Genomic DNA, 25,160 nt, shown 5'->3' with positions numbered 1-25,160 from the left:
AGAGAAGGGATGCACACGAAATCATTGTGAGACAATCACCTATCGAAGAAAAAAACCCCCCCCCCCCCCAACGAAAAACTCCCCCGCCCCCCCCCCCCCCCCCCCCCCCGCTACCTCGGCATCAGGGCGGCCCTCACGGTCCTCCTGATGTTCGGGGTGACGCTCGTCACCTTCACCCTCACGAACCTGGTCCCGGCCGACCCGGTGCAGGCCGCCCTCGGCGAGCAGGCGGCGGCCGATCCGGCCATCGTGGCGCAGTTCCGGGAGAACGCCGGCCTCGACAAGCCGCTCCCGGTCCAGTACTTCACCTACGTCGGCAACGTCCTCCAGGGCAACCTCGGCACGTCCCAGCAGACCCGCGGCGCCGTTTCCGACGAGCTCGCGAAGGCGTTCCCTGCAACGGCGGAACTCGCCCTCACGGCCATCGTCATCTCGATCATCATCGGTGTCGGCCTCGGCATGTGGGCTGCGCTCCGCCGCCGCACGATCACCGATCAGGTCATCCGCGTCGTGAGCCTCATCGGCATTTCCGTGCCGTCGTTCTGGCTCGCCCTGGTGGTCTACTTCGTCTTCTTCTCGCAGCTGCACTGGTTCCCGGGTTCCGGGCGCCTGTCGCCGGCCGCGATGCCTCCGCCCCAGGTCACGGGCATGTACACGATCGACTCGCTCCTCGCGGGGCAGTGGGCGACGTTCGGTGACGCGCTGTCGCACCTGATCCTCCCCGCATCGGTCCTCGCGCTGTACACGATCGGTCTGCTGACGCGGTTCGCGCGTTCGGCGATCCTCGAGGTCCTCGACCTCGACTACGTCCGCGCCGCCCGTGCGAAGGGCCTGCCCGGCCGCATCGTCACGACGAGGTACGTCCTCCGTGGCGCACTCGTCCCCATCATCACCGTCCTCGGCGTCGCCTTCGGCTCGCTCCTGTCCGGCACGGTGCTCGTGGAGAAGGTCTACTCGTGGCACGGCCTCGGCGAGTACGCGTACTCCGCCGCGACCAAGCTCGACCTCCCGGCCATCATGGGCGTCGGTCTCGTCGTCGGGTTCGTCTACATCGGGCTCAACTTCATCGTCGACGTCGCGTACGGCTTCATCGACCCGAGAGTGAGGGTGGCATGACCGACATCCTGGCCACGCAGACCAAGCACCGCGGCAAGTTCCGTGTTGCACCCGCGCTCCGTTCCCCGCTCGCGATCGCTGGCGGCGTCATCGTCGTGTTCTGGCTGCTCGTCGCCGTCCTGGCGCCGTGGATCCGTCCGTTCGATCCGCTCGCCCAGGACTTCCAGCGCCTCCAGGCGCCGAGCGCCGAGCACTGGTTCGGCACCGACCAGGTGGGCCGCGACGTCCTGTCGCGCGTCATCAGCGGCGCGCAGGTCTCCATCCCGCTCGCCCTGATGCTCGTGATCTTCGCGATGCTCATCGGCTCGGTCCTCGGGGCGATCGCCGGCTACTTCGGCAAGGCGCTCGACGAGACGATCATGCGCATCGCGGACCTCGTGTTCGCGTTCCCGACGATCATCCTCGCGATGGTCATCGCCGCGTCCCTCGGCCCCAGCCTGACGAACGCGGTCATCGCGATGCTCATCGTCACGTGGCCGGCGTACGCCCGTGTCACGCGGTCGCTCGTCATCGGCGCCCGCAACCAGGAGTACGTCGTCGCCGGGCGTCTGCTCGGCAACGGACCGTTCACCTCGCTCGGCAAGGACATCCTGCCGAACGTCGTCTCGCCCGTCGTCGTCCTCGCGACGCTCGACGTCGGAACGGCGGTCCTGCTCCTCTCAGGCCTCTCGTTCCTCGGCCTCGGTGCAGTGCCGCCGACGCCGGACTGGGGTGCGATGGTCTCCGACGGCGTCCAGAACTTCTCGTCCTGGTGGATCGCGGTCTTCCCGGGCCTCGCCATCCTGACGGTCGTCCTCGCGTTCAACTTCCTGGGCGACGCGTTGCGCGACGCCCTCGACCCGCGGTCGCAGGAAGCCGTCCAGGGGAGGGCGATGTGAACGCCACCACAACCGTGAACGGAACCGATCCCGTGTCAGAACGCACCGGCATCACGATCAGCGGACTCACGCTCAGCTTCGGCCGAGGCGCCGCCACCAAGGAGATCCTGCGCGGCATCGACCTCGATGTCCCGGCCGGGCAGATCACCGGCCTGGCGGGGGAGTCGGGCTCGGGCAAGACCATGACGGGCCTCGCGATCTGCGGGCTCCTGCCGGCCGGCGCGAACCTCGGCGGTAGCATCCGCTTCGAGGGCATAGAGCTCATCGGTCTCAAGCAGCGTGCGATGAACCAGTACCGCGGTTCCCGCATCGCGATGATCTTCCAGGACCCGACCGCGAGCCTCCACCCGATGCTCACGATCGAAGCGCAGCTGATCGACCACTACCGCCACCACACCGGTGCGTCGAAGGCTGCCGGGCGTGCCCGCGCGCTCGAGATGCTCGGACTCGTGGCGGTGCCCAACCCGGAGGCGGCGCTCAAGAAGTACCCGCACCAGTTCTCCGGCGGCCAGCTGCAGCGCATCGCGATCGCCTCGGCGCTTATGTGCGAACCGTCGGTGCTCATCGCCGACGAACCCACCACGGCGCTCGATGTCACGGTGCAGGCCGGCATCCTCCGCCTCCTCCGGAAGCTGTGCGACGAGCTCGGCATCGCGATCATCCTCGTCACGCACGACCTCGGGGTCATGTCGGCGCTCGCCGACACCATCGCGGTCATGCGGATGGGCGAGATCGTGGAGCACGGCGACCGCTTCCAGGTCATCACCGCGCCCAAGCACCCGTACACGAAGGCGCTCATCGACGCGCTGCCGGGGGAGCACGATGCGGCCGCGCCTGCGGTTGCGCCGACCGCGGTTGCTGCTGCTGTGCCGGCTGCCGCATCCGCTTCGGCTGCTCCCGTCTCGGGCGAGAACACGGAGGACGCATCATGACGCTCCTGAACCTCAGCGACGTCCACGTCACCTACAAGCTCCCCGGCCGCGGGCAGCTGCGTGCGGTGGACGGTGTGAGCTTCGACCTCGAGCCCAAGCAGGTCCTCGGCCTCGTCGGGGAGTCCGGCTGCGGCAAGTCGACGCTGGCCCGTGCGGTCTGTGGTCTGGAAGCAGTCTCCGACGGCTCGATCACGTTCAAGGGGAAGCCCATCGGCAAGCTCGGGCTGCGCAAGCGCGACCCGGAGCTCATGCGCATCCAGATGGTGTTCCAGAACCCGTACGCCTCCCTCAACCCGAGGCGGACGGTCGGCAGCCAGATCGAGGACGGGCTGCGGGTCAACCCGGTCAGCGACGCCTGGAACGTCGGCGACCTGCTCGAACACGTCGAGCTCGATGCTGCCAGCCGCACCCGCTACCCGCACCAGTTCTCGGGTGGGCAGCGTCAGCGGATCGCGATCGCGCGTGCCATCGCGGCCGGTCCTGAGCTGCTCATCGGTGACGAGCCGATCGCATCGCTCGACGCCTCGTTGCAGGCGCGGGTCGCGAAGCTCATGCGGAAGCTCGCCGTCGAGACGGGCGCGGCGATGCTGTTCATCAGTCACGACCTGTCCGTCGTGCGGGTGATCGCCGACGACGTCGCGGTCATGAGCGCGGGCAAGATCGTGGAGCACGGCCCGGTCGATGACGTGTGGACGAATCCGCAGGATCCGTACACGCAGCGTCTGTTGGCGGCCATCCCACTCGTCGACGGTCTGGGCAACCTCCCCGGCTGATCCTCGCTCACTGAGCTCGTCGAAGTGTCCGTCACCCGGCCACTGAGCCTCCGCCCCGGTCACTGAGCTTGTCGAAGTGCGCCCTTCGACGAGCTCAGGGACCGGGCGCTGCCGCCAGCCCCTCACCCCCGGTCACTGAGCCTGTCGAAGTGACGAAGCGCAACACCCCTCACCCCCGCGGCTGCCCCGACCTCCGCGGGTCGAACCGCAGCGGCGTGATGACCGGTCCCGGTTCGTGATCGACGAACGGCCGGTCGATGGTCTCCCGCACCAGGAGTTCGATCAGCCGGAACACCCCGACGGCGGCGAATTGCACCGCGATCACGGGCGCGAGCAGCGCGCCGGAGTACGCGAGCCAGATCATCAGCCGCCGCTCGCGCCTCCAGAGCAGCGCGGCGACGGCCGGCACAAGAGCGAGCAGCAACCACAGCGGATGCGCGACGATCCCCAGGATCACGGCGGCGACGATCATCGCGATCCCGATGGCGGACTGGATCACGAGCATCGTGAACCGCCCCGGCGCGTGACGGAAGTATCGTTCGACCGAGACGAACGCCCACATCAGCCAGCTTCGGAACAGCGGCATCTTCTGTTGGCGGAGCCCTACCCGGAACACCCGGTCGTCCTCGAACCGCTGTTCGAGCGCCTGGTCGCGGGGGAGGGCGAGGGCGAGTTCGCAGCGGTGGTCGTGCACGATCGCCGGTGCGCTCTGCCGGCCGAAACTCCCGATGAAGCTCCAGAAGATCCACGGCACGGACGCGAGGTCAGTCCGGTTCCCTGGCTGTGGATCATCGGACGGGATGTGCGGAGGAGCCCAGTAGATCGGTGCGCCGGCATGCTCCTGGAAGCCGATGCGGCGGTTCAGCTGAAAGAATCGGCCGTCGGCGGGCGCCTGGGTGATCGGGATGACCCTGAGCGGGCCGCCATCGTCGTCGAGGTAGGGCATGCCGCCATTCTGGCCCCTGCCCCCGACGCCCCCATCCGGTTGCCCGGCGTGCCTGCCCCGACGTCCCCATCCGGCTGCCCGGCGTGCCTGCCCCGACTCCCTCGCCACCCGCCGTCCCCACACGCGCATAACTCCTTCAATTCGGCGCCGTCCAGGAACCGACCCCCGGAATTCCGGGGCCCGCTCGCGGCGACCGTCCAAATTGAAGGAGTTATGCGCGATCGCGCAGCTACTCGGCGGGGAGCGCGGCCTCGATCGCGGCGATGACCTCTGGCGCGTCGGGCTCGGTGGTCGGGCGGAAGCGGCTGACCTGACCGTCCGGGCTGATCACGAACTTCTCGAAGTTCCACTTGACCCGGCCGGCCTTGCCCGATCCATCGGCGGTCTTGGTCAGCTCGGCGTAGAGCGGGTGCGCGCCGCGGCCGTTGACCTTGACCTTGTCCATCAGCGGGAAGGTGACGCCGTAGGTCGTGGAGCAGAACTCCTGGATCTTCTCGGTGCTGCCCGGCTCCTGCCCGGCGAACTGGTTGCACGGGAATCCGAGGACCGTGAAGCCGCGGTCCGCGTACTGGCGCTGCAGTTCTTCGAGCTTCGTGTACTGGGGCGTGAGGCCGCACTTGGATGCGACGTTCACCACGAGGACTGCCTTGCCGGCGTACTCGTCGAGGGTGGTCGACGTGCCGTCGATCGTGGTCAGTGGAATGTCTCGGATGCTCATATCGCCACTGTACGCTCGCCCGGCATCGCTGGAACACCTTTTTTGCACGATCTCTCGCAGAACTCGGAAACTCTCAGGAAAGCGCATGCCATCACGATGTGCGCCGTCGCCTTTCAGGAGCGAGTCGCGTGGCGTTCGCGCATCGTTCAGATTCGTCTGCTCTGATGGTCCTGAACCGCGGTGTGGTTTGGTGCACATCGCCCGAACGAAAGATGTCTCGTGACTCTTCGCATGGCCGAGTACCCGCGGCCAGACCACTTCCTGGTCCACATCAGCGACACTCACCTGCTGGCCGGGGGAGGCAGTCTCTACGGTTCGGTGAACAGCGAGCAGTACCTGCGCCGCCTGTTCGACGAGTTCGAAGCGTCCGGTGGGCGTCCGGAGGCGATCATCTTCACGGGTGACCTCGCCGACAAGGGTGAACCCGATGCGTACGACCGGCTCAGGGGCATCGTCGAACCCGTCGCGGAACGGCTCGGCGCGCAGGTCATCTGGGTCATGGGCAACCACGACGATCGTTCGGCCTTCCGATCGAGTCTGTTCGGCGAGGTGCCGACATCGCGTCCCGTCGATCGCGTCTACGACGTCAACGGACTAAGGATCATCACCCTTGACTCTTCCGTCCCCGGGCATCATTTCGGTGAGGTGACGGGTGCGCAGCTCGACTGGCTCGCCGAGGAACTCTCGAGCACAGCCCCGCACGGCACGATCCTGGCGATGCACCACCCGCCCGTCCCGAGCGTCCTCGATCTCGCGGTGAGCGTCGAACTGCGCAATCAGGCGCCGCTCGCCGAGGTGCTCGAGGGCACCGATGTGCGCAGCATCCTCGCTGGGCACCTCCACTACTCGTCCACGGCGACGTTCGCCGGGATCCCCGTGTCGGTCGCATCGGCCACCTGTTACACGCAGGATCTCAACGTGCCGGTCGGCGGGACACGCGGTCGTGACGGTGCCAGGGCGTTCAACCTGGTGCACGTCTACGAGCAGACGGTCCTGCACTCGGTGGTCCCGCTCGGTGAGACGCCGCCGCTCGACTACATCGACGCGCAGGAGAGCGCGAGGCGGCTCGCGCTCGACGGCATCAGGCTGCCGGAGTCTCGCACGGTGCCCGTGCAGCCGGAGCCGCCCCTGACGATGCCGATCTCCGTCCTGACCTGACCGGTTCCCCGGTCCCTGAGCCTGTCGAGCCCTGGTCCCTGAGCCTGTCGAAGGGCGCACTTCGACAAGCTTCAGTGACCGGTCCCGCGCAGCATCCGTCCCCGGTCCCGCTCAGGAACGTCGTGCTCACATCGCGCATAACTCCTTCAATTCGGAGGCCGCCGGAATCCGATCCCCGTGATTCCGGGGCGCCGCGCGGATAGGGCGTCAGATCGAAGGAGTTGTGCGCGAAGAAGTCAGGGACTGACCGGACCGCTCAGCGCATCGCTGACTGACCGGCGTCGGCGGCACCGGCACCACCCGCGGCCTGCGCGCGCTCGCCGACCTCGCGCTCCCACGGCGCCGGGAACGGGAAGTACCGATCCAGGAAGTCGATGACCGCGGTCGTGCGCTCCTCGACGGAGATCTCGGGGCGGCTGCCGTCGTTGAGGCAGAACATGTCCTGATCGCGTCGCTTGAGCAGTCGGTCCATCTGGCTGAGCGACTGCTTGAGCGTCGTCTCGATGTAGCGGACCTTCGCCTGCGTCTGCTGCACTGCCCGCCCGGTCATGAGCGCGTAGTAGTGGTACAGCGAGTTCGTCACCGAGATGTTGTCCGCGGCGCGGAAGGCGCTCGCCGCAGTGCGCGCGAATTCATCGTGGAACTCCTGCTCCATCTCGCCCATGATGCTGCGACGGAGCGGGGCGGCGCAGTGCTCGAGGTGGCGCGTCGTCACACGGCCGAACCGCTCGCGCAGCAGCCGACGGTTGACGCGCGCGGCGTTCTCGAAGCCGCTGCGGGTCGGGTCGTTCGCCCCCAGCCCGATGCGGGTCGACGCCTCCACGAACTTGCTCACACCGCCGGGGGAGAAGAACAGCTCCGGGGTCACCGGGCGCCCGATGAACATGTCGTCGTTGGAGTAGAGGAAGTGTTCCGACAGGCCCTCGATGTGGTGCAGCTGGCTCTCCACCGCCATCGAGTTGTGTGTGGGGAGGGCGTCCTGGTCGGCGAAGAACGCCTCGCTCGGCACGATCGTGACCTTGGGGTGCTCGGCCAGCCATTCCGGTGTGGGGGAGTCGGTCGCGATGTAGATGTGCCGGATCCAGGGGGCGAAGGTGTGGACGCTGCGGAGCGCGTACTTGAGTTCGTTGATCTGCCGGAAGCGGGCATCGGAGTCGTCACCCTCGCCGACGACGTAGCTCTGCATGCGTTTGGCGCGCGCTCGCTGGAACTCTTCCGAGGAGCCGTCGACCCAGGAGAAGACGAGGTCGATGTCGAAGGTGATGTCGCTCGCGAGCGGGTCGAACATGTGCTCGAGGGTGCGCCAGCTGCGTCCGTATCGGTCGACCGTCGCTTCGATCGCCTCGCCGCGGGGGAGGGTCGTGCGCATCAGCACGTTCTCCACGGGGGCGACGATCTCTTCCTCGCCGAAGTGCCAGAACTCCAGTTGGGGAGCGGTTTCTTGTCCGTAGCGGAGTCTGCCGATGGGTTCGATCCGCGGGCGGAACAGCCGGAAGACGGATCCCTTGTGGCGGCCGCCGAACGGCTCGTCGGCGAGGAGCGACGGTTCGTCCGCCGGTTTGCCTCCGGACGAGGGGACCTTCACCTGGACGGCGTAGAACGGTTCGTCGGCGAACGCCGTCGAGAGGGCGCGCTTGACCCGTTTGCGCAGCGATCGGTCCACCACGATCACGGGGCGGTCGTGATCGCCGCGGATGAGGAGGTATTCGATGTCGGCCGCATCGAACGCGGCAGCGACCGCGAGCAGGTCCTCCGTCATCGATGCCTGAGGCGTGAGGTGCCCGTTGATGAGCGTGTACACGCCCTTGCGTTGCACGACGTCCGGCCGATCGAAGCGGTTGGTCCGTGAGCCCTGTGTGACGAGGACGAGCTCAGGGGGTGTGCTGAACACGAGTTCCGGCGGGTTCGGGTCCTTCTCCGACCTGGTGAAGGCTGTCGGCGTGTGCGTCGCGCCGTTCCGCTGGTTGTCGAGTTCGTTCGTAATCGTGTCCGCCTCTGGATGAGAGCAGTTCCGCTTGTGGCGGCCGCTGCAGTGTGTGGTGGTTGATCCGACGGTGTGTTCGCGTCGGATGGTCATCCGTATTCTACGGAGTGATCCGGGGATTCGGCGTGGGCTTGACCTGCTGCGGATTCGGCTGCAGGGCATTCGATGCGCGTTCCGCGTCGGGATGGGAGCTGGGCGGGCGAGGGCCATCGGTTCGTTGGTTGGCCAACAGGTGTCCGATCTGGCGGCTCGGCCGCGCCAGCTACGATTGATCCCATGGTGAGCATGGCGGAATCGTTGGTACGCCTGCAGGACCTGGCTTCCTCGCCGGTCGTCGCACGGGTGGCACGGGCGTTCGCCGAAGCTGGATTCGAGCTCGCGCTCGTCGGCGGCCCGGTGCGTGATGCGATGCTCGGTCGACACGTGAGCGACCTCGATTTCACGTCGAATGCGACGCCAGATCAGATCCTGTCCGTCCTGAAGCCCATGGCCGACGCCTGGTGGGATGTCGGACGCGAGTTCGGGACGATCGGCGCGAAGGTGTCGGCCGGTGATGTCGCCGACACGGTCGAGATCACGACCTACCGGGCCGACGCGTACGACGGCGTGACCAGAAAGCCGGTCGTCGCGTTCGGGGATTCGCTCGAAGGCGACCTCCGCCGTCGCGATTTCACCGTCAACTCGATGGCGTTGCGGGTGCCCGAGATCGCGCTCGTCGACCCGTCCGGCGGTGTCGAAGACTTGATCTCGGGTGTGCTGCGGACGCCGAGTTCGCCGGAGACCTCGTTCGGCGACGACCCGTTGCGGATGCTGCGCGGTGCACGCTTCGCCTCACAGCTCGGGTTCCACCCGACGGACGATGTCGTATCGGCGATGATCCAGATGCGCGACACGATCGGCATCGTGAGTGCCGAGCGCATCCAGGCCGAGCTCAGCAAACTGCTGTTGACCGACTCGCCGCGGGAGGGCATCGAGCTCCTCGTGGACACCGGTCTGGCGGACATCGTGTTGCCGGAGGTTCCCGCGTTGCGCCTTGAACCGGACGAGCACCACCACCACAAGGACGTCTACCAGCACTCGTTGACCGTGCTGGAGCAGGCCATCGGCTACGAGAAGTCGCGGCATCCGGGGGAGGCTCCGGACCTCGTCCTGCGTTGGGCGGCGCTCCTGCACGACATCGGCAAGCCGGCGACGAAGCGCACCGGCCCAGGCGCAGCCGTCACGTTCTATCACCATGACATGGTGGGCGCGAAGCTCGCGAAGAAGCGACTGACGGCCCTGCGCTACGACGGTGACACGATCAAGAGCGTCGCGCGTCTGGTCGAGTTACACATGAGGTTCTTCGGGTACTCGGAGGGTGTGTGGGCGGATTCGGCCGTGCGTCGGTACGTTCGTGATGCCGGGCCGCTCCTCGAACGCCTCCACATGCTGGTCCGGGCCGACGTCACGACGCGCAACCGCCGCAAGGCCGATCGTCTGGGTTTCGCGTACGACGACCTCGAGACGCGCATCGCCGAGTTGCAGGAGCAGGAGGAGTTGGGGGCGGTCAGACCCGACCTCGACGGCAACCGCATCCAGGAGGTGCTGGGGATCGCCCCCGGCCGTGAGGTCGGTGAGGCGTATCGCTGGCTCCTGGAGCTGCGGCTCGATGAGGGTCCCCTCGGCGAGGAAGAGGCCGAGCGTCGCCTGCGCGCCTGGTGGGAGTCGCGCGGCGCCTGAGTCATCGATCTGGCTCGAGATGCGGCAACCTATCGTTCGGCGGAGCCTTGGACGGCTACTTGCTGCCCGTCGACGACGACAATGACACGCCGATGCCTGGCGACGGGCGCTACGGAGTCGGTGAAGGGGTCTGCGTTGCGAGGAGGGCTTTGCCTTCCTCCTTCCGGATCTCCACCCAGTTCCCGGGGTAGCAGACAGTCTCAGCGGTGAGCCACACACGTCCTTCGCTGGTCTTGAAATAGATGTGGTCGCCCCAGGGCATGACGGCGTCGAGGACGCGATGCGTCTCGTAGTACCCGACCTCGGAGACAACGATGTCTTGGTCTTCCCAGAATTTCTTCAGCGATGCAGTGGATCCGAGGTAGTCGTCTGTGGGTTCATTTCGGTATCGCGCGCTCATGTAGCTGAAGTGGGTGTCGTCATTGACGTCGCCGCAGCCGTCGGCGAGCTGGGCATCCTTCGGATCCCACGTTCCCCCCAGTACATTCTGGGCATCGTCGAGGGCCCCTGCGAGCCGTGATTTCACGTCTGCGGGGTCTGTCTGCGTATTTGTCGTCGCCACTGGGCCAACGAGGTCATTCACGGATGAGCATCCTGCCTGCGTGAGTGCGACCGAGACGAGGGCGGTCGCAATGAGTGTGAGAGATCTGAGATGGCGCTCGCCGGAACGATGATTTGGTTTCATTCTGAGGGCCGGCTTCCGGGCGTGAGGAGTTCGAGTCGGTCGGAGAGGATGTTCAGCACGTTCGCGAGGCTCTCTGTATTCGGTCCGATGTACTTGTTGGCGTCGCCCGCCTCGCTGCCGCCGATGAGGTTGTGGCCATCGACGGCGTCGAGCACGGTGCCGTCGGGGAGGACGGTGCCATCGGAGCCGAAGACCTCTGCACCCCAGGATTTGAGCTCGGGGTTATCTCGACGCGGCACAAATCCGTCTCCGAGATTGCCGTTTGGCCAGGGTTTGGTCCAGTCGTACTCAAGACCCCGGCCGATGTCGGCGAGGTGATCCGCATCGGCCTCGGTCACGAACACACTGTGCTCCGGAAGATGGAAGTCCTTCAGACGGATGGACTTCGGAATGCCGGCGGAGCCGAGGAATGTGACGCTGTCGATCCCGCGGACGCCGCCCGCGAGCGCATATGCACTTGCAGTTGTGCCGTAGGAGTGCGCGAGGAGGTTGAACCGGGCGTTCTTGCCAGAGGCGGTGTTGCGCGCGTCGAAGCCGTTCAACGCGTCGCGCAATTGACGGCCACCCGCTTGCGCCTTGTCGTCATCGAGTACCTCGGTGACGGGGCTGTGTCCGTCCTTCAGGAGCTTCGGGCTGTTGTATCCGAACCAGAGCACGACTGCAGAGTTCGCGATGTCGCCTTGTATGCGGCGAACACTGCGAATGTGGTCTTTCAACTCGTTGACGCCGCTGTTCATCCCGGGCACGAGGAACGTCGCGTTCAACGAGGTGTCGAGGTTGCCGACCGAGACCGCCGCGAGTGGCTCCCCTGGACCTGTCGTGTCGAGACTGATCAAGAACTCTGGTGGATCCGCGGCGGCTGCGGACCCGTCTGCATACCGTTTCGCAAGTACCCGCAACGCGTCCCGCTTCGCAAGCGCTTCGCCGAGCGCCCGCGCGAAGAGTGCCCCGGGCCCCTGAGCTGCGTGCGCCACGAGCTGCTCGTACTCATCCTCCGCACCGGCCAGCAGCCCGTCGAGCCGTGACACGTTCGCGAGACTCCTGTCGGTGTACGCGACTCCCTCGAGGTTGCCGATCGATTCCGGATGCTTCGCGATGAGCGAGTCGACGACGGTACGCGGCAGCAGGGCCCACAGGGCGGCGACCTGCGCAGGCGACATGCCGTTCAGCGAGTCCAGGACCGCATCTGTCCCAGCCAGTTCCGCCCAGTTCGCAAACCCCTGCGGGGTCATCTGCGCCGGATCGGTGATCCCGATCGTGATCGCCGCGGCGCGTGCGTTCGTCCACCTCGCGGGGGTCGCTGCGCACACCTCGTTCACGAGCCTGGTCTCGGCGGCCAACCTCCGCTGGCCGAGTTCATCGAGGAACCGCCTTGCGAGGTCACGGTCGTCCTCGTAGTCGGCGCGTCGTCGATCCCACAGCCCGGTCAGTTCAGGACCGGGCGGGCCGATGAACGCGGCCGCCGCCCGGTCCAACTGTTCGAGTTCCGCAATGGCCGAGCGATGCCTGAACCGCCAGGAGCGGGCGCTGTCGCGGATCTCGGAGAACTCCCCGGCGTACCGGTTGTATGCGGCATGCAGCGCATCGGCGGTGTTGTACGCGCCGCGGAGCTCCTGCTTGAGCGACTCGATCCTCGCCCGCCAGGCGTCTCCGCCGTCGCCCTGCCACGCCCACAGGGTCGCGCTGATGATGAAGTCGAACTGATACAACGCCGTCCCGGCAGCATCGCGGCGCTCGGCCAGGGCGTATGCCATCCGGTACGCGCCGTCGGCGTCGCCTTCGCTCGGGTCCTCCAGCGTCCAGTTCATAGGCGGAAGGGGGAGATCGTCGCGCGAGCCTTCGCGGCCGCCCGCACGCCCTCATCGGAGACGACGTACGCCTCCAGTGCCGCCCGGCCGTTCACCGACATGTCCAGGAACGCATCGTTGAGGGTGGCTCCGGTCGTCGCCCACCACGCGGCAGTGTCGGATCCGGATTGTTCGATCACGCTGCTCGCGCCGTCCCACAGCTCGGGCAGCGCACCCTGCGGCACTGAATCCATCAGGACGCCGACGGACTGCAGCACGCCCGTCATCGCATCCACATCGATCTCCACGGCACCCCCTAGCCCATAAAACATATCAGGTGGGCGCGCGCTCGCAAAGGCGAGCTCGCGAGGGGACGCGATTCAGCGGAGGAAGCGCGCCGAGAAGTCGCCCTCGAACCGGAACGGGCCGGGCACCTCGGCCGTGGCGCGATCGAACCGCATCCCGACGGGGCGATCGAGTGTGTCGCGCGTCCACCCCGGGTCACCATCGCGGATGAACCGAACCCAGGCGCCATGCGCCGCGTCGGCGATCTCCTGCGGCGGGTTCGCGCCCGTGTTCCGCTCCACGACGTGCTCGCCGCCGAGCACGTCCCAGACGAACGGCAACTCGATGCAGTGCTGCGCCAAGCCGGTCTCGGCCGACGGATACGCGAAATCGTACGCCCACGTGCCCGAGACGACGCGATGGCCGGGGCCGCCGGCATCGTCGGCACCCGGGACGCTCGCCCCACGCCCGGCCTTCGCCGCGAACGCCCCGCGCTTCCGCAGGACCTTCGCGACCCCGAACCGGAACACGGCGTCGGTCATGAGCTGCCCGATCGTCTCTGCCGTGTCGAGTTTCGGCCTGGCCGTCGCATAGACGCGCGCGGCGGCAGCGTTCAGCCCGGTGAACCGCAGCGCGAGCCGTCTGGGGACGCGCCCGAGTCCGCGTGAGAACTGGGCGAGCATCGCCGTCACCTCGTTCGCCGTCGCCCCGATGAGCAGCGGCTTGTCCGAGCCGATGCCGCGTGCGAACGCCTCCGCGAGCGGGTGCGGGATGAGGTCGCCGTCGACCACGGGCCCCCACTGCATCGTGGAGTCGACGCCGTGCACCAGGCGCCGGACGCCCGCCGGGGTGAGTTTGAGAGCCTGCTTCCCGAGCCTGGTCTGCGCCTCGAACACGCGTCGCTCCGGGACAGCCCGGAAGGCCTCGACGCCCGCGCCGGCCGGCAGACCGAGCTGTGCGGTCATCGCTGCGGTCCAACGTTCGGCGACGGTGGGGGAGATCTCCGCTGCGGCGGGGGATTCCGCGATCGCGGCATGGAAGAGCGGCTGCGCCACCGGCATCGAGAGCAGGGTGAGGACGGCGGTCCCGCCCGCGCTCTGCCCCGCGACCGTGACGCGGTCGGGGTCGCCGCCGAATCCTCGGATGTTGTCCCGCACCCACTCGAGGGCGAGCAGCCAGTCGCGGACGGCCCGGTTGCCCGGCGTCCCGGGAATGCGGGCGAAGCCGTCGAACCCGAGCCGATACGACACCGACACGACGACGACCCCGTCACGTGGGAACGCACCGCCCGCATACCAGGAGGACGACGGGGACCCCGTCGTGAACCCGCCGCCGTGGATCCAGACCAGCACGGGCAGCTCGGCCGTCGCATCCCCAGGCGCCGGGGTGAACACGTTGACGCGAAGCGTGTCGTCTCCGGGATGCGATGGCTCCGGGATGGCCGTGATGCCGGTCATGTAGTCGCGAAGCGGCGTGGCGCCGTATGCGTCGGCCTGTCGGACGCCGGCCCACGGAGCCCGGGTGACGGGCGCCGCGAATCGCAGTGCTCCCACGGGCGGCTCGGCGTACGGGATGCCGAGGAACGCGGCCTGCGATCGCCCCGTCCACACGCCTCGGACGGCTCCGGCTGACGTCTTCACGGTCGGGGTCTCGCGCATCGCTTCAGACTATGGGGGTTGTCTGGAAACGTCACCCGCCGCTAACCGACGAGCGTTGTTCAGAATCTGCTGCTAGCCTCCCAAGTCAGAACAACGGCGCCCGGACGCCGACGGTCCCCCACCCCAGAGCGGAGGCCGCCACGCTCCCGGTCGTGCCCCGCGTCGACCGGAGCATGCTCCCAGACGCGGACACCGGATCCCTCCGGCCGCCTCCACGGCCGTCCGAGCCGTTTCGAGTAGAAGGACCTCAATTGCGCAAGCGCCTCCTCCCCATCGCCGTCGCAGCGGCAGCAGCCATCGCCCTCAGCGGGTGTTCGGCGGGCGCTGCGGACAAGACCACGGTGACGGTCCGACTGTGGGACAGCGGGGTCGCGAAGGCGTACAAGACGTCGTTCGCGGCGTTCGAGAAGCAGAACCCGGACATCCACGTCAACGTCGACGTCGTGCCGTGGGCCGACTACTGGAACACACTCCGCACCGACGTCGCCGACAAGAAGGCACCGGACGTCTTCTGGGTGAACAATTCCTACCTCGGGCCGTACGCCGACAGCGGCAGCCTCCTCGACATCGGCAAGACCCTCGGCTCCGACGCCAAGAAGGACTGGTCGCCGACCGTCGTCGACCAGTTCACGAGGGACGGCAAGCTCTGGGGCGTCCCGCAGCTGTCGGATGCCGGCACCGCCGTGTACTACAACACCGCACTTCTGACCGCCGCCGGCGTCACGCCGAAGCAGTTGGACGAGCTCACCTGGTCGCCCGATGCGGCGAAGGACACGTTCCTGCCCGTCGCGAAGAAGCTCACCAAGGATGCGGCGGGCGTCGCAGCGGACCAGCCCGGCTTCGACGGTGGGACGGTAACGCAGTTCGGCACCAATATCGCCTACGACCTCCAGTCCATCCTGCTGCCGTACATCGGCTCAAACGGCGGGCAGTTCCAGGACGGCGACAACTTCGCCTTCTCGCAGCCGAAGACGGAGCAGGCAGTCACCTACCTCGTGAACGCGATCAACACCGCGAAGGTGGCGCCGCCGGCATCGGACACGAACACGAACGGCGACTTCAGCCGCGACGCGTTCCTCCAGGGCAAGATCGCGATGTTCCAGTCGGGGCTCTTCAACCTCAAGGCCGTGTCCGACGGCGCGAAGTTCGAGTGGGGCGTCGCCCGCATCCCGGCCGGCCCGGCCGGTGCAGTCAGCGTGACCAACGGCATCGCGGCCGCCGGGAACGCGGCGACGACGCATCCCGACGCGGTGAAGAAGCTCCTCGCCTGGATGGGCAGCAAGGCCGGGAACGCGCCGGTCGGCGCCAGCGGTGCGGCCGTCCCGGCGGTCAAGTCCGCCCAGCAGGGCTACTTCGACTACTGGAAGCGCGAGCAGGTCGACGTGCAGCCGTTCTTCGACGTCATCGGCAAGGGCGCGAAGACGATCCCGGCTCCGCAGGGCGCGAACTTCGCGAAGGGTCAGGCGGCCTACGACCCGATCCTGCAGCAGGTCTTCTCCGGGGCGACCCCGGTGCCGGAGGGTCTCAAGAAGGCCCAGGACCTCGGGAACGCCGCGCTCAACGACTGATCGCCTCGTCGGCATCGGCATCGGCAGCGGCTCGGCATCGTGCAGTGTCGGTTTGGGCATCGTGCGGCATCGGCATCGTCGTCGGCACCGTGAGGGCTCGGCATCGGCGTCCGGATCGCGCATAACTCCTTCAATTTCGACGGCCGATCGACGGCAGCCGCGTCATTCCGCGGCTGCCGTTTTGTGCGCGGACGAATCGAAGGAGTTATGCGCGATGGTGGGGTCGGCGATGCGCGGACCGACCGGCAGCTGACGCGGACCGGCCGACAGCCGAAGCAGACTCGTGGCCGGATGGCGCGGACTGGCCGACAGATGGCGCGACCGACCCGACGCCCCACTCAGGCGGCTGACCGACTACCGAATTTGTTGTGTCGGCCAGGCGATTCCCCGCCGATCGAGCCACGCCGCATGACCGGCGGTTTCCTCCGTCGATGTTTCCCGCTGGTAACGAATCCGCACCGGATCCCCCCAGCCATTGATGAATATGTATGGACCGTGCTGTAATCCTCTACAAGCTCGCGCCGGACCCTGGACGCGCGCTTTTCGATGACACAGAAACGAGGTCGACATTTATGTCATCCCCACGTAGCGGCTTCCGGAAGGGCGCACTCGCGCTCGCCGGCGTATCCGTCACCGCGCTCGTCCTGGCCGGCTGCTCCGCCGGTGGAGGCGGCGGCAGCTCCTCCGGTTCGAGCGGCACGATCACGATCGGCACGACCGACAAGGTCACCACGCTCGACCCGGCAGGTTCGTACGACAACGGTTCGTTCGCCGTGATGAACCAGGTCTTCCCGTTCCTCATGAACACGCCGTACGGCAGCCCGGACGTCGCTCCGGACATCGCAGAATCCGCCTCCTTCACCTCGCCGACCGAGTACACGGTCAAGCTCAAGAAGGACCTCAAGTTCGCGAACGGTCACGACCTCACGTCGTCCGACGTCAAGTTCTCCTTCGACCGCCAGCTCGCCATCGCAGCCGACAACGGACCGTCGAGCCTGCTCCAGAACCTCGAGAAGACCGACGCGCCCGACGACCTGACCGTCGTCTTCACGCTCAAGTCGGAGAACGACCAGACGTTCCCGCAGGTCCTCTCCAGCCCGGCCGGCCCCATCGTCGACGAAGAAGTCTTCTCCGCCACCGCGCTCACGTCCGACCAGGACATCGTCAAGGGCAAGGCGTTCGCCGGCCAGTACGAGATCTCGAGCTACAAGTTCAACGACCTCATCGGCTACAAGAAGTTCGACGGCTACAAGGGCCTCCTCGAACCGGCGAAGACCGCATCGGTCAACGTGAAGTACTACACGGACGAGTCGAACCTCAAGCTCGACGTGCAGAAGGGCAACATCGACGTCGCCTTCCGCAGCCTGTCCGCAACCGACATCGCGGACCTGAAGAAGGACGACAAGGTCAAGATCGTCGACGGCCCCGGCGGCGAGATCCGCTACATCGTCTTCAACTTCAACACGATGCCGTACGGCGCAACGACGCCTGAGGCGGACGCGGCGAAGTCGCTCGCGGTGCGCCAGGCGGCTGCCGACCTCGTCGACCGCGACGCGATCGCCAAGGACGTCTACAAGGAGACGTACACCCCGCTGTACTCCTACGTCCCGGCAGGCCTGACCGGCGCCACCGAGTCCCTCAAGGGCCTCTACGGCGACGGCAAGGGCGGCCCGGACCAGGCGAAGGCGAAGGCGACCCTCGAGGCGGCCGGCGTGACCACCCCGGTCAAGCTCAAGCTGCAGTACAACGGCGACCACTACGGCTCTGGCTCCGGCGACGAGTACGCGGCGGTCAAGAGCCAGCTCGAGGAGGGTGGGCTCTTCGAGGTCGACCTGCAGCAGACGGAGTGGGTCCAGTACTCCAAGGACCGCACCGCCGACGTCTACCCCGCGTACCAGCTCGGCTGGTACCCGGACTACTCGGACGCCGACAACTACCTGACCCCGTTCTTCCTCGAAGGCGGCTTCCTCAAGAACCACTACAACAACGAGGACGTCAACTCGCTCATCCGCGAGCAGGTCTCGACGGTCGACACCACCCAGCGCACCAAGCTCATCGAGGAGATCCAGGACAAGGTCGCAGCCGACCTGTCCACGCTCCCGCTGCTGCAGGGCTCGCAGGTGGCGGTCGTGGGCAAGGACGTGCAGGGCACCACCCTCGACGCCTCGTTCAAGTTCCGTTACGCACCCATCAGCAAGTAGCGCACCGCTGATCGAGCGCCACTGATCGATCAGACGATGTGCAACGCACCTTCGGCCGGGGCGGCCAGCAATGACCGCCCCGGCCGAACTGTCTGACATCATGGCTCTCGTGCATCGAGGAGGATTCACCGTATGACGACTGCTGTCGCGTCACCACCGCCGAAAACCGCTCGGAAACGGTCGTCTGGAGGTGGTCTCTGGCGCTACCTGGTGATTCGTTTCCTGCTGATCATCCCCACGATCTTCATCCTCGTGACGCTTGTGTTTGTCCTCATGCGGCTCACGGGCGATCCGATCACCGCGGCCCTCGGCGGCCGCCTCCCACCCGAGCAGCTCGCGGAACGCATCCATGCCGCCGGGTACGACCGGCCAATCATCGTGCAGTACCTCGAGTACGTCGGTCAGATCTTCACCGGCAACTTCGGCACCACGCTCTCCGACAACCGTCCGGTCACGGAGATCCTCCTGACCTACGGGGCGGCGACGCTCGAACTCGCCTTCTATGCGCTCATCGTCGCGTTCATCGTCGGCATCCCCCTCGGCATGGTCGCCGCGTACCGCCGCGACAAGTGGCAGGACGCCGGCCTCCGCGTCTTCGCGATCCTCGCGTATGCGACGCCCGTCTTCTTCGCAGGACTCCTGCTCAAGCTCATCTTCTCGGTCTGGTTGGGGGTGCTCCCGGTGGCCGGCCGGGCCTCGACGGGCACGGACCTGAATCTGCAGACCCTGGAGAATCCATCCGGGATCTATCTGATCGATGCCATCAGACTGGGCGATCCGGATGCGATCGGCGACGTCCTCTCGCACGCCGTCCTGCCGGCGATCGCGCTCGGCCTGCTCACGGCCGGCGTCTTCCTGCGGCTGGTCCGCACGAACGTCATCGGCACGCTCGGATCCGGGTACGTCGATGCCGCCCGCTCACGCGGTGTGAGCGAGTACCGGCTGGTCGCGAAGCACGCGTACCGTCCGGCGCTCATCCCGATCATCACGGTCATCGGCCTGCAGATCGCGCTGCTCCTCGGCGGTGCGGTCCTGACCGAGACGACCTTCGAGTGGAAGGGTCTCGGCTTTATGTTGAGCGAGTACTTGAAGGCTCGCGACTTCGTCGCCGTGCAGGGGATCGTCGCACTGTTGGCGGTGATCGTGGCGTTGACGAACTTCATCGTCGACATCATCGCGGCGATCATCGACCCGAGGGTGAGGTACTGAGATGACGAATTCGACGCTCAGCGGCCCGGCCTCCCCGCCGCCTCCATCCTCAGCCCCCACGAAGCGCCCGCTGCGTGAGCGCCTCCCTGTCGTCAAGCAGTTCCGCCAGTCGGTCGGTCTGCAGCGCGGCATGCTCGTCGTCGGCCTCGTCGTCACGGGCGTCTTCATCCTCATCGCGATCTTCGCGCCGCTCGTCGCGCCGTACAGCTTCAACCAGCTGCGCGGCCCGGACGGCACCTTCGGGACGCAACAGCCGCCGGGGCCGGTCAACCTCCTGGGGACGACGGTCGGCGGATACGACGTGCTGTCCCGTGTGCTGTGGGGTGCGCAGACGGCGTTCTTCGTCATCGTGGCCGCGCTCGTCCTGTCGCTCTTCATCGGTGTGCTGCTCGGCCTCGTCTCCGGCTATTTCGGCGGCTGGGTCGACCGCATCCTCGTGGTCGTCTGCGACTCGATCTACGCGTTCCCGTCGCTCCTGCTCGCGATCGTGATGTCGATCGTGATCAGCCGCGGCCAGTCGAGCCTGTGGGGCGGCATCCTCGCGGCGGCCATCTCGATCACCGTCGTGTTCATCCCGCAGTACTTCCGGGTGATCCGCTCCGAGGTCGTGCGGATCAAGGGCGACGCATTCGTCGAATCCGCGAAGGTCATCGGGGCTTCGAACTCGCGCATCATGTTCCGGCACATCCTGCGGAACGCGACCAGGACGCTCCCGCTCATCATCACGCTCAACGCGTCCGAAGCGGTGCTCACGCTCGCCGGCCTCGGCTTCCTCGGGTTCGGCATCGAGCCGACCGCCGCGGCCGAGTGGGGCTACGACCTCAACCGCTCCGTGTCCGACGTGACGAGTGGGATCTGGTGGACCGCAGTGTTCCCGGGTGTCGCCATCGTGCTCGTCGTCCTCGGCATCACGCTCGTCGGCGAGGGGCTCAACGACCTGTCCGACCCGCGGTTGCGCGGCCGTCGCCGGGTCGGGGCATCATCCGGTGTCGTCTCGGCGACGTCGAGCATCTCGACCATCGGCGGCACCCCGGACAGCCCGGGCGGAGCCGGATTGATCGATGCCGAAGCGCTCGGTGCCGTGACCGAGGCGGCGGCCGAGAGCGATGCAGAAGCCAGACGAGAGGACGAGCGATCATGAGCGACCGCAGCCCAGAACAGCTCGGCGGGGCAGCCGTCGGCGGCGGTCGTGCCGCTAGTGCAGGTCCCGCCGCAGCCCGCGTCGCTGACCGTGCCACCGACATCGTCACCGTCACGGATCTCGGCGTCTCCTTCTCCACTGACGCCGGCGCCGTGAAGGCCATCAACGACATCTCCTTCTCCGTCGGTGCGCGGGAGATCGTTGCGATCGTCGGCGAATCCGGCTCGGGGAAGACGGTCACGGCGAAGACGATCCTGGGCCTGCTGCCGGAGACGGCTACGGCGAGCGGCGCGGTCATCCTGCGCAGCCGGGACGGCGCGTCTGAGCAGGACGTCATCTCCGCCGACGCCGAGCAGTTGCGGCACATCCGCGGCAGCGATGCGGCGATGGTGTTCCAGGAGCCCTCGACGGCGCTCAACCCCGTGTACAAGGTGGGGTGGCAGATCGCCGAGGGACTCCGCGCGCACGGGAAGTACTCGAAGTCCGAGGCCCGCGCGAAGGCGATCGACATCATGCGTCGGGTGGGCATCCCGGATCCGGAGCAGCGCGTCGACTACTACCCGCACCAGTTCTCCGGCGGACAGAAGCAGCGCATCGTCATCGCGATGGCGCTGGTGCTCGACCCAGGGCTGATCGTCGCCGATGAACCGACCACCGCACTCGATGTGACCGTGCAGGCCGAGATCCTCGACCTCCTGCGCCGATGCCGCGACGAGTTCGGCACGGCGATCGTGCTCATCACCCACAACATGGGCGTCGTCGCGGACCTCGCCGACCGCGTCGTGGTGATGTACCAGGGCGACATTGTGGAGGAGGCGCCGGTGCAGGAGCTGTTCTCCGCGCCGAAGGCCGACTACACGAAGCGGCTGCTCGAAGCTGTTCCGCACGTCGGGCGCGGCAAGAGCGCCGTGGTGGCCGAGGCGAGCCGGGTCGCCGAGCTCGTGCAGGCGGCGCCGGTCGTCGTCGCATCGGGGCTGGAGATCGAATACGCGGGACGCTTCGGACGGCCGGGCTTCCGAGCGGTCAACGGGGTCGACTTCACGATCCACTCTGGCGAAGTGCTCGGGTTGGTGGGGGAGTCCGGGTCGGGCAAGACGACGATCGGGCGCGCCATCGCGGGGCTCACGAAGGTCACCGGCGGTTCGTTGTCTGTGCTCGGGGTCGAGATGAACCGGGTGAAGGAGCGGCAGTTCGCGCCCAAGCGGCGGGAGATCGGGTTCGTGTTCCAGGACCCGGCGACGAGCTTCAACCCGCTGTTCACCATCGCGGAGTGCGTTGCGGAACCGCTTGTGGTGCACGGACGATTCGGGGACACGCGGGCTGCGCGACGCCGGGTCGATGAGCTGCTGGAGGCCGTGCAACTGCCGAAGGCGTACGGCGACCGCTACCCGCACGAGCTGTCGGGTGGACAACGGCAGCGGGCGTCGCTCGCCAGGGCGCTCGCGCTCGAGCCGGCGCTGCTCATCGCCGACGAGCCGACATCGGCGCTCGACGTATCGGTGCAGGCGCGGGTGTTGGAGCTCTTCGCGGAGTTGCAGCGCGAGTTCGGGTTCGCATCGCTGTTCATCAGCCACGATCTCGCGGTCGTCGACATCCTCGCCGACCGCATCATGGTGCTGTACCGGGGCGACATCGTCGAGGAGGGCTCTGGAGCCGAGGTGCTCGGCGCCCCGGTGGATCCGTACACGCGCCGTCTGCTGGCATCGCTCCCGGTCCCCGATCCCGTGGCCCAGGCCACGCGTCGCGAGGACCTGCGTCGTCTGACCCGCACTCCCTAGCCCGTCCTAGCCCGCGAGCTGGCACTTGTGGCGGCTTTGACGGCGTCCAGACCAGCCACAACCGACAGCTCGCGAGCTGGCACTTGTGGTCGGTCTGACGGTGTCAGAACCGCCACGACTGACAGCTCGCGGGCTGGGACGTCGGGGGTGGGGTGCAGACTGGGGGGATGCATCTCGCCGTCCATCAACTGCCGGGTGGACGGATCCGCATCGTGGACGTCGGAGACGACGAGCCCGCAGTGCGCCCGCTCGCCGGAACGCCTGCTCCGGCGCCTGACGTCTCGGCTCCGGCCCCTGGCGGCTCGAAACCGGTCCCTGGCGGCTCGAAACCGGCGTCTGGCGTCGCGGAACCGGTCCCTGAGCTTGTCGAAGGGCCCATCGACCTCACCCTCACCCCCGCAGAGTTCCCCGATGCCGTCAGGCGGCTCGAACAGCACAGCCCACGCTGGGTGTGGGACGACTCCGCCACCTGGTACCCGAAGCTCCTCGCGGCCCGAGTCCGCGTCTCTCGCTGTGTCGACCTCCGCCTCTGCCACCTCATCCTCCGCAACTCCGTGCTCACCGCGGCCTCGGCGCTCGCCGCAGCGCCGAGCGGCCCGTGGGACGAATCCATCGATCCCCGCATCGCCCAACGCGCAGAGGTCACCGGAGCGCTCTTCGACCTCGACGCCCCGACGGGCGAGCGCGACCCGATCGCCGAATTCGCCCTCCAGCGCGCGGCGATCGCCGGAGCCACGCCCCAGGGCAGATCCCAGCTCGGCCTGCTGCTCGCAGCGGAGTCGGCCGGGGCGCTCATCGCCGCCGAGATGACCTTCGCGGGGCTGCCGTGGGACGCAGCGGTCCACGATCGTCTGCTCGAAGAGATCCTCGGCCCGAAGCCGGCACCCGGGATGCGGCCGGCGCTCCTCACCGCGGTCCTCGATGAGGTCAAGACGGCGCTCGGCGTCGACGAGCTCTATCCGGAGTCGCCAGGCGAACTCCTCAAGGCGCTGCAGCGCGCGGGTCTGCCCGTCACCTCGACCCGCTCGTGGGAGCTGAAGGAGATCGAACACCCGGTCATCGCGCCGCTCCTGCGGTACAAGAAGCTCTCGCGTCTGATGACCGCGAACGGCTGGAACTGGGTGGAGACGTGGGTGAAGGACGGCAGATTCCGGCCGACCTATGTCCCGGGCGGTGTTGTGACCGGCCGGTGGGCGTCGGACGGCGGCGGCGCCTTGCAGTTGCCGCATCAGATCCGGCGGGCGGTCATCGCGGATCCGGGGTGGATGTTCGTCGTCGCCGATGCGGCGCAGCTCGAGCCGCGCATCCTGACGGCCATGTCAGGTGACCGTCGGATGGCAGATGCCGGCCGGGGCGTCGACCTGTATCAGGGCATGGTCGATGTCGGTGCTGTCGACACCCGCCCGCACGCGAAGATCGCGATGCTCGGGGCGATGTACGGCGCGACGACGGGGGAGAGCGGGCGCCTCCTGCCGCGGCTCACGAGGACGTTCCCGCATGCGATCCAGTTCGTGGAGGATGCGGCGCGGGTCGGTGAGCGCGGCGAGCGGGTGCACACGCGCCTGGGTCGGACATCGCCGGTTCCGGGGGATGCCTGGCACGAGCTGCAATCGGTTGCGTCCACGGAGTCGGCGACGGAGGCCATCACGCGTCGTGCCCGGACGGAGGCGCGCAGTTGGGGCAGGTTCACCCGCAACTTCGTGGTGCAGGGGACGGCCGCCGAGTGGGCGCTGTGCTGGATGGCCGGCCTCCGCACGCGCCTCCAGACGCTGGCGGGGGATGCGTTCCTGACCGACTCGGCGCACCTCGTCTTCTTCCTCCATGACGAGATCGTCGTCCACTGCCCTACTGCCCAGGCCGAGGAGGTCGCCGCGCTGGTCCGTGCCTCAGCAGCCGAGGCAGGCCGCCTCATCTTCGGCGCAGCCCCCGTCGACTTCCCGGTCACCACCGCCATAGTCCGCACCTACGCCGAAGCCAAGTAACCTCTCTCCTAAACCCGCGAGGGGTCGCAAATGGCGGGTGTTGACCCCCTCGCACCCGCCATTTGCGACCCCTCGGCAGAAAAAGTTCGGGGAAAGTGGGTGGCGATGTCGATCTGGGACGGTCAGGATCGACGTATGAGTGAGGCGGCGGATTCGGATGGCGAACCGCGCTGAAACTCAGAGAGAGGCAATTGCCATGAAGTACATGCTCATCATGCGATCCACCCCCGAAGCCGACGCGGCAGCGGCCGAGATCCCCTTCGACGAGATCATCGAGGCCATGGGGAAGTACAACGAATCCCTCATCGAGGCGGGCGTGCTCCTGTCCGCCGAGGGCCTTGCCCCGGTCGAGGAGGGCTTCGTCGTGGACTTCGATTCCACGCCGCCCGTCGTCTCCGACGGCCCGTACGCCGAAGCGAAGGAGCTGTTCAACGGGTTCTGGATCATCGAGACCGCCACGAAGGAAGAGGCGGCGGAGTGGGCGAGCCGATGCCCGCTCGGCGCAGGCGTGAAGCTCGAAGTGCGCCGCATCCAGAGCCTCGACGAGTTCGATCAGGACAACGAGTACATCCAGCGTGAAGCGGAATGGCGCGCCGAGAACGACGTCGCCAAGAACTGACGCGAACGACGACGCCAGCCGTG

General features: G+C 67.4%; 20 protein-coding genes. 13 read left to right on the top strand and 7 right to left on the bottom strand.

All coding sequences use genetic code 11. From position 1 onward, the window contains the following. Positions 1–120: 120 nt before the first annotated feature. The 4 genes from ACL9RL_RS19620 to ACL9RL_RS19605 are packed head-to-tail and all read left to right on the top strand — an operon-like array spanning position 121 to position 3,699. Positions 121–1,116 (top strand): ABC transporter permease, encoded by a 996-nt coding sequence (locus tag ACL9RL_RS19620; RefSeq protein ID WP_422781980.1) that lies wholly within the window; start codon positions 121–123, stop codon positions 1,114–1,116. Then, complete coding sequence (locus ACL9RL_RS19615) at positions 1,113–1,994, top strand: ABC transporter permease (protein ID WP_422781973.1); 882 nt, start codon at positions 1,113–1,115, stop codon at positions 1,992–1,994. Before ACL9RL_RS19620 ends, ACL9RL_RS19615 begins: the two co-directional genes overlap by 4 nt. Before the next feature lie 32 nt (positions 1,995–2,026). Beyond that, entirely contained in the window at positions 2,027–2,926 is a 900-nt protein-coding gene (locus ACL9RL_RS19610; protein WP_422781972.1) for an ABC transporter ATP-binding protein, read from the top strand. Continuing rightward, a complete protein-coding gene (locus ACL9RL_RS19605; RefSeq protein ID WP_422781971.1) occupies positions 2,923–3,699 on the top strand; it encodes an ABC transporter ATP-binding protein in 777 nt (258 codons plus the stop codon). Before ACL9RL_RS19610 ends, ACL9RL_RS19605 begins: the two co-directional genes overlap by 4 nt. Positions 3,700–3,868: 169 nt before the next feature. On the opposite strand, the gene ACL9RL_RS19600 is transcribed toward ACL9RL_RS19605, so the two are convergent. Beyond that, positions 3,869–4,645, bottom strand: coding sequence for a DUF1353 domain-containing protein (locus ACL9RL_RS19600; protein WP_422781970.1), 777 nt, complete (start codon positions 4,643–4,645; stop codon positions 3,869–3,871). Between the two features lie 229 nt (positions 4,646–4,874). Then, positions 4,875–5,363: a glutathione peroxidase gene (locus ACL9RL_RS19595; protein ID WP_422781969.1), complete on the bottom strand. Its 489-nt coding sequence runs from the start codon at positions 5,361–5,363 to the stop codon at positions 4,875–4,877. Positions 5,364–5,594: 231 nt separating this feature from the next. On the opposite strand from ACL9RL_RS19595, the gene ACL9RL_RS19590 reads away from it, so the two are divergent. Next, positions 5,595–6,521: a phosphodiesterase gene (locus ACL9RL_RS19590; RefSeq protein ID WP_422781979.1), complete on the top strand. Its 927-nt coding sequence runs from the start codon at positions 5,595–5,597 to the stop codon at positions 6,519–6,521. Between the two features lie 256 nt (positions 6,522–6,777). Here ACL9RL_RS19590 and ACL9RL_RS19585 read toward each other — a convergent pair whose 3' ends face one another. Further along, a complete protein-coding gene (locus ACL9RL_RS19585) occupies positions 6,778–8,598 on the bottom strand; it encodes a stealth family protein (protein WP_422781968.1) in 1,821 nt (606 codons plus the stop codon). Between the two features lie 183 nt (positions 8,599–8,781). Here ACL9RL_RS19585 and ACL9RL_RS19580 point away from each other — a divergent pair, with 183 nt between their 5' ends. Further along, entirely contained in the window at positions 8,782–10,224 is a 1,443-nt protein-coding gene (locus tag ACL9RL_RS19580) for a CCA tRNA nucleotidyltransferase (protein ID WP_422781967.1), read from the top strand. Between the two features lie 109 nt (positions 10,225–10,333). Here the strand turns inward: ACL9RL_RS19580 and ACL9RL_RS19575 are convergent, their stop codons facing one another. From ACL9RL_RS19575 to ACL9RL_RS19560, 4 genes are all read right to left on the bottom strand, one after another. Continuing rightward, the gene (locus ACL9RL_RS19575; protein WP_422781966.1) at positions 10,334–10,807 is read right to left on the bottom strand and encodes a hypothetical protein; all 474 of its coding nucleotides are present in this window, start codon (positions 10,805–10,807) and stop codon (positions 10,334–10,336) included. 98 nt (positions 10,808–10,905) lie between these two features. Beyond that, positions 10,906–12,717: an alpha/beta hydrolase gene (locus ACL9RL_RS19570; RefSeq protein WP_422781965.1), complete on the bottom strand. Its 1,812-nt coding sequence runs from the start codon at positions 12,715–12,717 to the stop codon at positions 10,906–10,908. Continuing rightward, positions 12,714–13,004 carry a hypothetical protein gene (locus tag ACL9RL_RS19565; RefSeq protein WP_422781964.1) on the bottom strand — a complete coding sequence of 97 codons (291 nt, stop codon included), beginning with the start codon at positions 13,002–13,004 and terminating at the stop codon, positions 12,714–12,716. The genes ACL9RL_RS19570 and ACL9RL_RS19565 overlap by 4 nt, the downstream gene beginning before the upstream one ends. Before the next feature lie 72 nt (positions 13,005–13,076). Next, entirely contained in the window at positions 13,077–14,639 is a 1,563-nt protein-coding gene (locus tag ACL9RL_RS19560) for a carboxylesterase/lipase family protein (RefSeq protein ID WP_422781963.1), read from the bottom strand. Positions 14,640–14,890: 251 nt separating this feature from the next. Between ACL9RL_RS19560 and ACL9RL_RS19555 the strand changes: the two genes are divergently transcribed. The 7 genes from ACL9RL_RS19555 to ACL9RL_RS19525 all read left to right on the top strand — a co-directional run bounded on the left by ACL9RL_RS19555 (position 14,891) and on the right by ACL9RL_RS19525 (position 25,137). Next, positions 14,891–16,207 (top strand): ABC transporter substrate-binding protein, encoded by a 1,317-nt coding sequence (locus tag ACL9RL_RS19555; RefSeq protein ID WP_422781962.1) that lies wholly within the window; start codon positions 14,891–14,893, stop codon positions 16,205–16,207. Positions 16,208–16,779: 572 nt separating this feature from the next. Beyond that, positions 16,780–18,408, top strand: coding sequence for an ABC transporter substrate-binding protein (locus tag ACL9RL_RS19550; protein ID WP_422781961.1), 1,629 nt, complete (start codon positions 16,780–16,782; stop codon positions 18,406–18,408). Positions 18,409–18,540: 132 nt separating this feature from the next. After that, positions 18,541–19,617 (top strand): ABC transporter permease, encoded by a 1,077-nt coding sequence (locus tag ACL9RL_RS19545; RefSeq protein ID WP_422781960.1) that lies wholly within the window; start codon positions 18,541–18,543, stop codon positions 19,615–19,617. 1 nt (position 19,618) lies between these two features. Further along, entirely contained in the window at positions 19,619–20,758 is a 1,140-nt protein-coding gene (locus ACL9RL_RS19540) for an ABC transporter permease (RefSeq protein WP_422781959.1), read from the top strand. After that, a complete protein-coding gene (locus ACL9RL_RS19535; RefSeq protein WP_422781958.1) occupies positions 20,755–22,536 on the top strand; it encodes a dipeptide ABC transporter ATP-binding protein in 1,782 nt (593 codons plus the stop codon). The genes ACL9RL_RS19540 and ACL9RL_RS19535 overlap by 4 nt, the downstream gene beginning before the upstream one ends. Positions 22,537–22,703: 167 nt before the next feature. Further along, entirely contained in the window at positions 22,704–24,518 is a 1,815-nt protein-coding gene (locus ACL9RL_RS19530; RefSeq protein WP_422781957.1) for a bifunctional 3'-5' exonuclease/DNA polymerase, read from the top strand. A 196-nt stretch (positions 24,519–24,714) separates the two neighbouring features. Next, on the top strand, positions 24,715–25,137 hold the full coding sequence (locus ACL9RL_RS19525) for a YciI family protein (protein ID WP_422781956.1): 423 nt from the start codon (positions 24,715–24,717) through the stop codon (positions 25,135–25,137). Positions 25,138–25,160 lie beyond the last annotated feature (23 nt).

Source organism: Plantibacter sp. Mn2098 (assembly GCF_049319745.1).
Taxonomy (GTDB): domain Bacteria; phylum Actinomycetota; class Actinomycetes; order Actinomycetales; family Microbacteriaceae; genus Plantibacter.
The sequence above is the reverse complement of the archived record's forward strand: the minus strand, read 5'-3'. Positions and strand labels throughout refer to the sequence as shown.

Bases quoted from the DNA above. Each gene is read 5' to 3' on its own strand.
- ACL9RL_RS19605 (WP_422781971.1), top strand. From the start codon at position 2,923: ATGACGCTCCTGAACCTCAGCGACGTCCACGTCACCTACAAGCTCCCC.
- ACL9RL_RS19580 (WP_422781967.1), top strand. From the start codon at position 8,782: ATGGTGAGCATGGCGGAATCGTTGGTACGCCTGCAGGACCTGGCTTCC.
- ACL9RL_RS19585 (WP_422781968.1), bottom strand. From the start codon at position 8,598: ATGACCATCCGACGCGAACACACCGTCGGATCAACCACCACACACTGC.
- ACL9RL_RS19570 (WP_422781965.1), bottom strand. From the start codon at position 12,717: ATGAACTGGACGCTGGAGGACCCGAGCGAAGGCGACGCCGACGGCGCG.
- ACL9RL_RS19595 (WP_422781969.1), bottom strand. From the start codon at position 5,363: ATGAGCATCCGAGACATTCCACTGACCACGATCGACGGCACGTCGACC.
- ACL9RL_RS19590 (WP_422781979.1), top strand. From the start codon at position 5,595: ATGGCCGAGTACCCGCGGCCAGACCACTTCCTGGTCCACATCAGCGAC.
- ACL9RL_RS19525 (WP_422781956.1), top strand. From the start codon at position 24,715: ATGAAGTACATGCTCATCATGCGATCCACCCCCGAAGCCGACGCGGCA.
- ACL9RL_RS19535 (WP_422781958.1), top strand. From the start codon at position 20,755: ATGAGCGACCGCAGCCCAGAACAGCTCGGCGGGGCAGCCGTCGGCGGC.
- ACL9RL_RS19615 (WP_422781973.1), top strand. From the start codon at position 1,113: ATGACCGACATCCTGGCCACGCAGACCAAGCACCGCGGCAAGTTCCGT.
- ACL9RL_RS19540 (WP_422781959.1), top strand. From the start codon at position 19,619: ATGACGAATTCGACGCTCAGCGGCCCGGCCTCCCCGCCGCCTCCATCC.
- ACL9RL_RS19530 (WP_422781957.1), top strand. From the start codon at position 22,704: ATGCATCTCGCCGTCCATCAACTGCCGGGTGGACGGATCCGCATCGTG.
- ACL9RL_RS19550 (WP_422781961.1), top strand. From the start codon at position 16,780: ATGTCATCCCCACGTAGCGGCTTCCGGAAGGGCGCACTCGCGCTCGCC.
- ACL9RL_RS19545 (WP_422781960.1), top strand. From the start codon at position 18,541: ATGACGACTGCTGTCGCGTCACCACCGCCGAAAACCGCTCGGAAACGG.
- ACL9RL_RS19560 (WP_422781963.1), bottom strand. From the start codon at position 14,639: ATGCGCGAGACCCCGACCGTGAAGACGTCAGCCGGAGCCGTCCGAGGC.
- ACL9RL_RS19600 (WP_422781970.1), bottom strand. From the start codon at position 4,645: ATGCCCTACCTCGACGACGATGGCGGCCCGCTCAGGGTCATCCCGATC.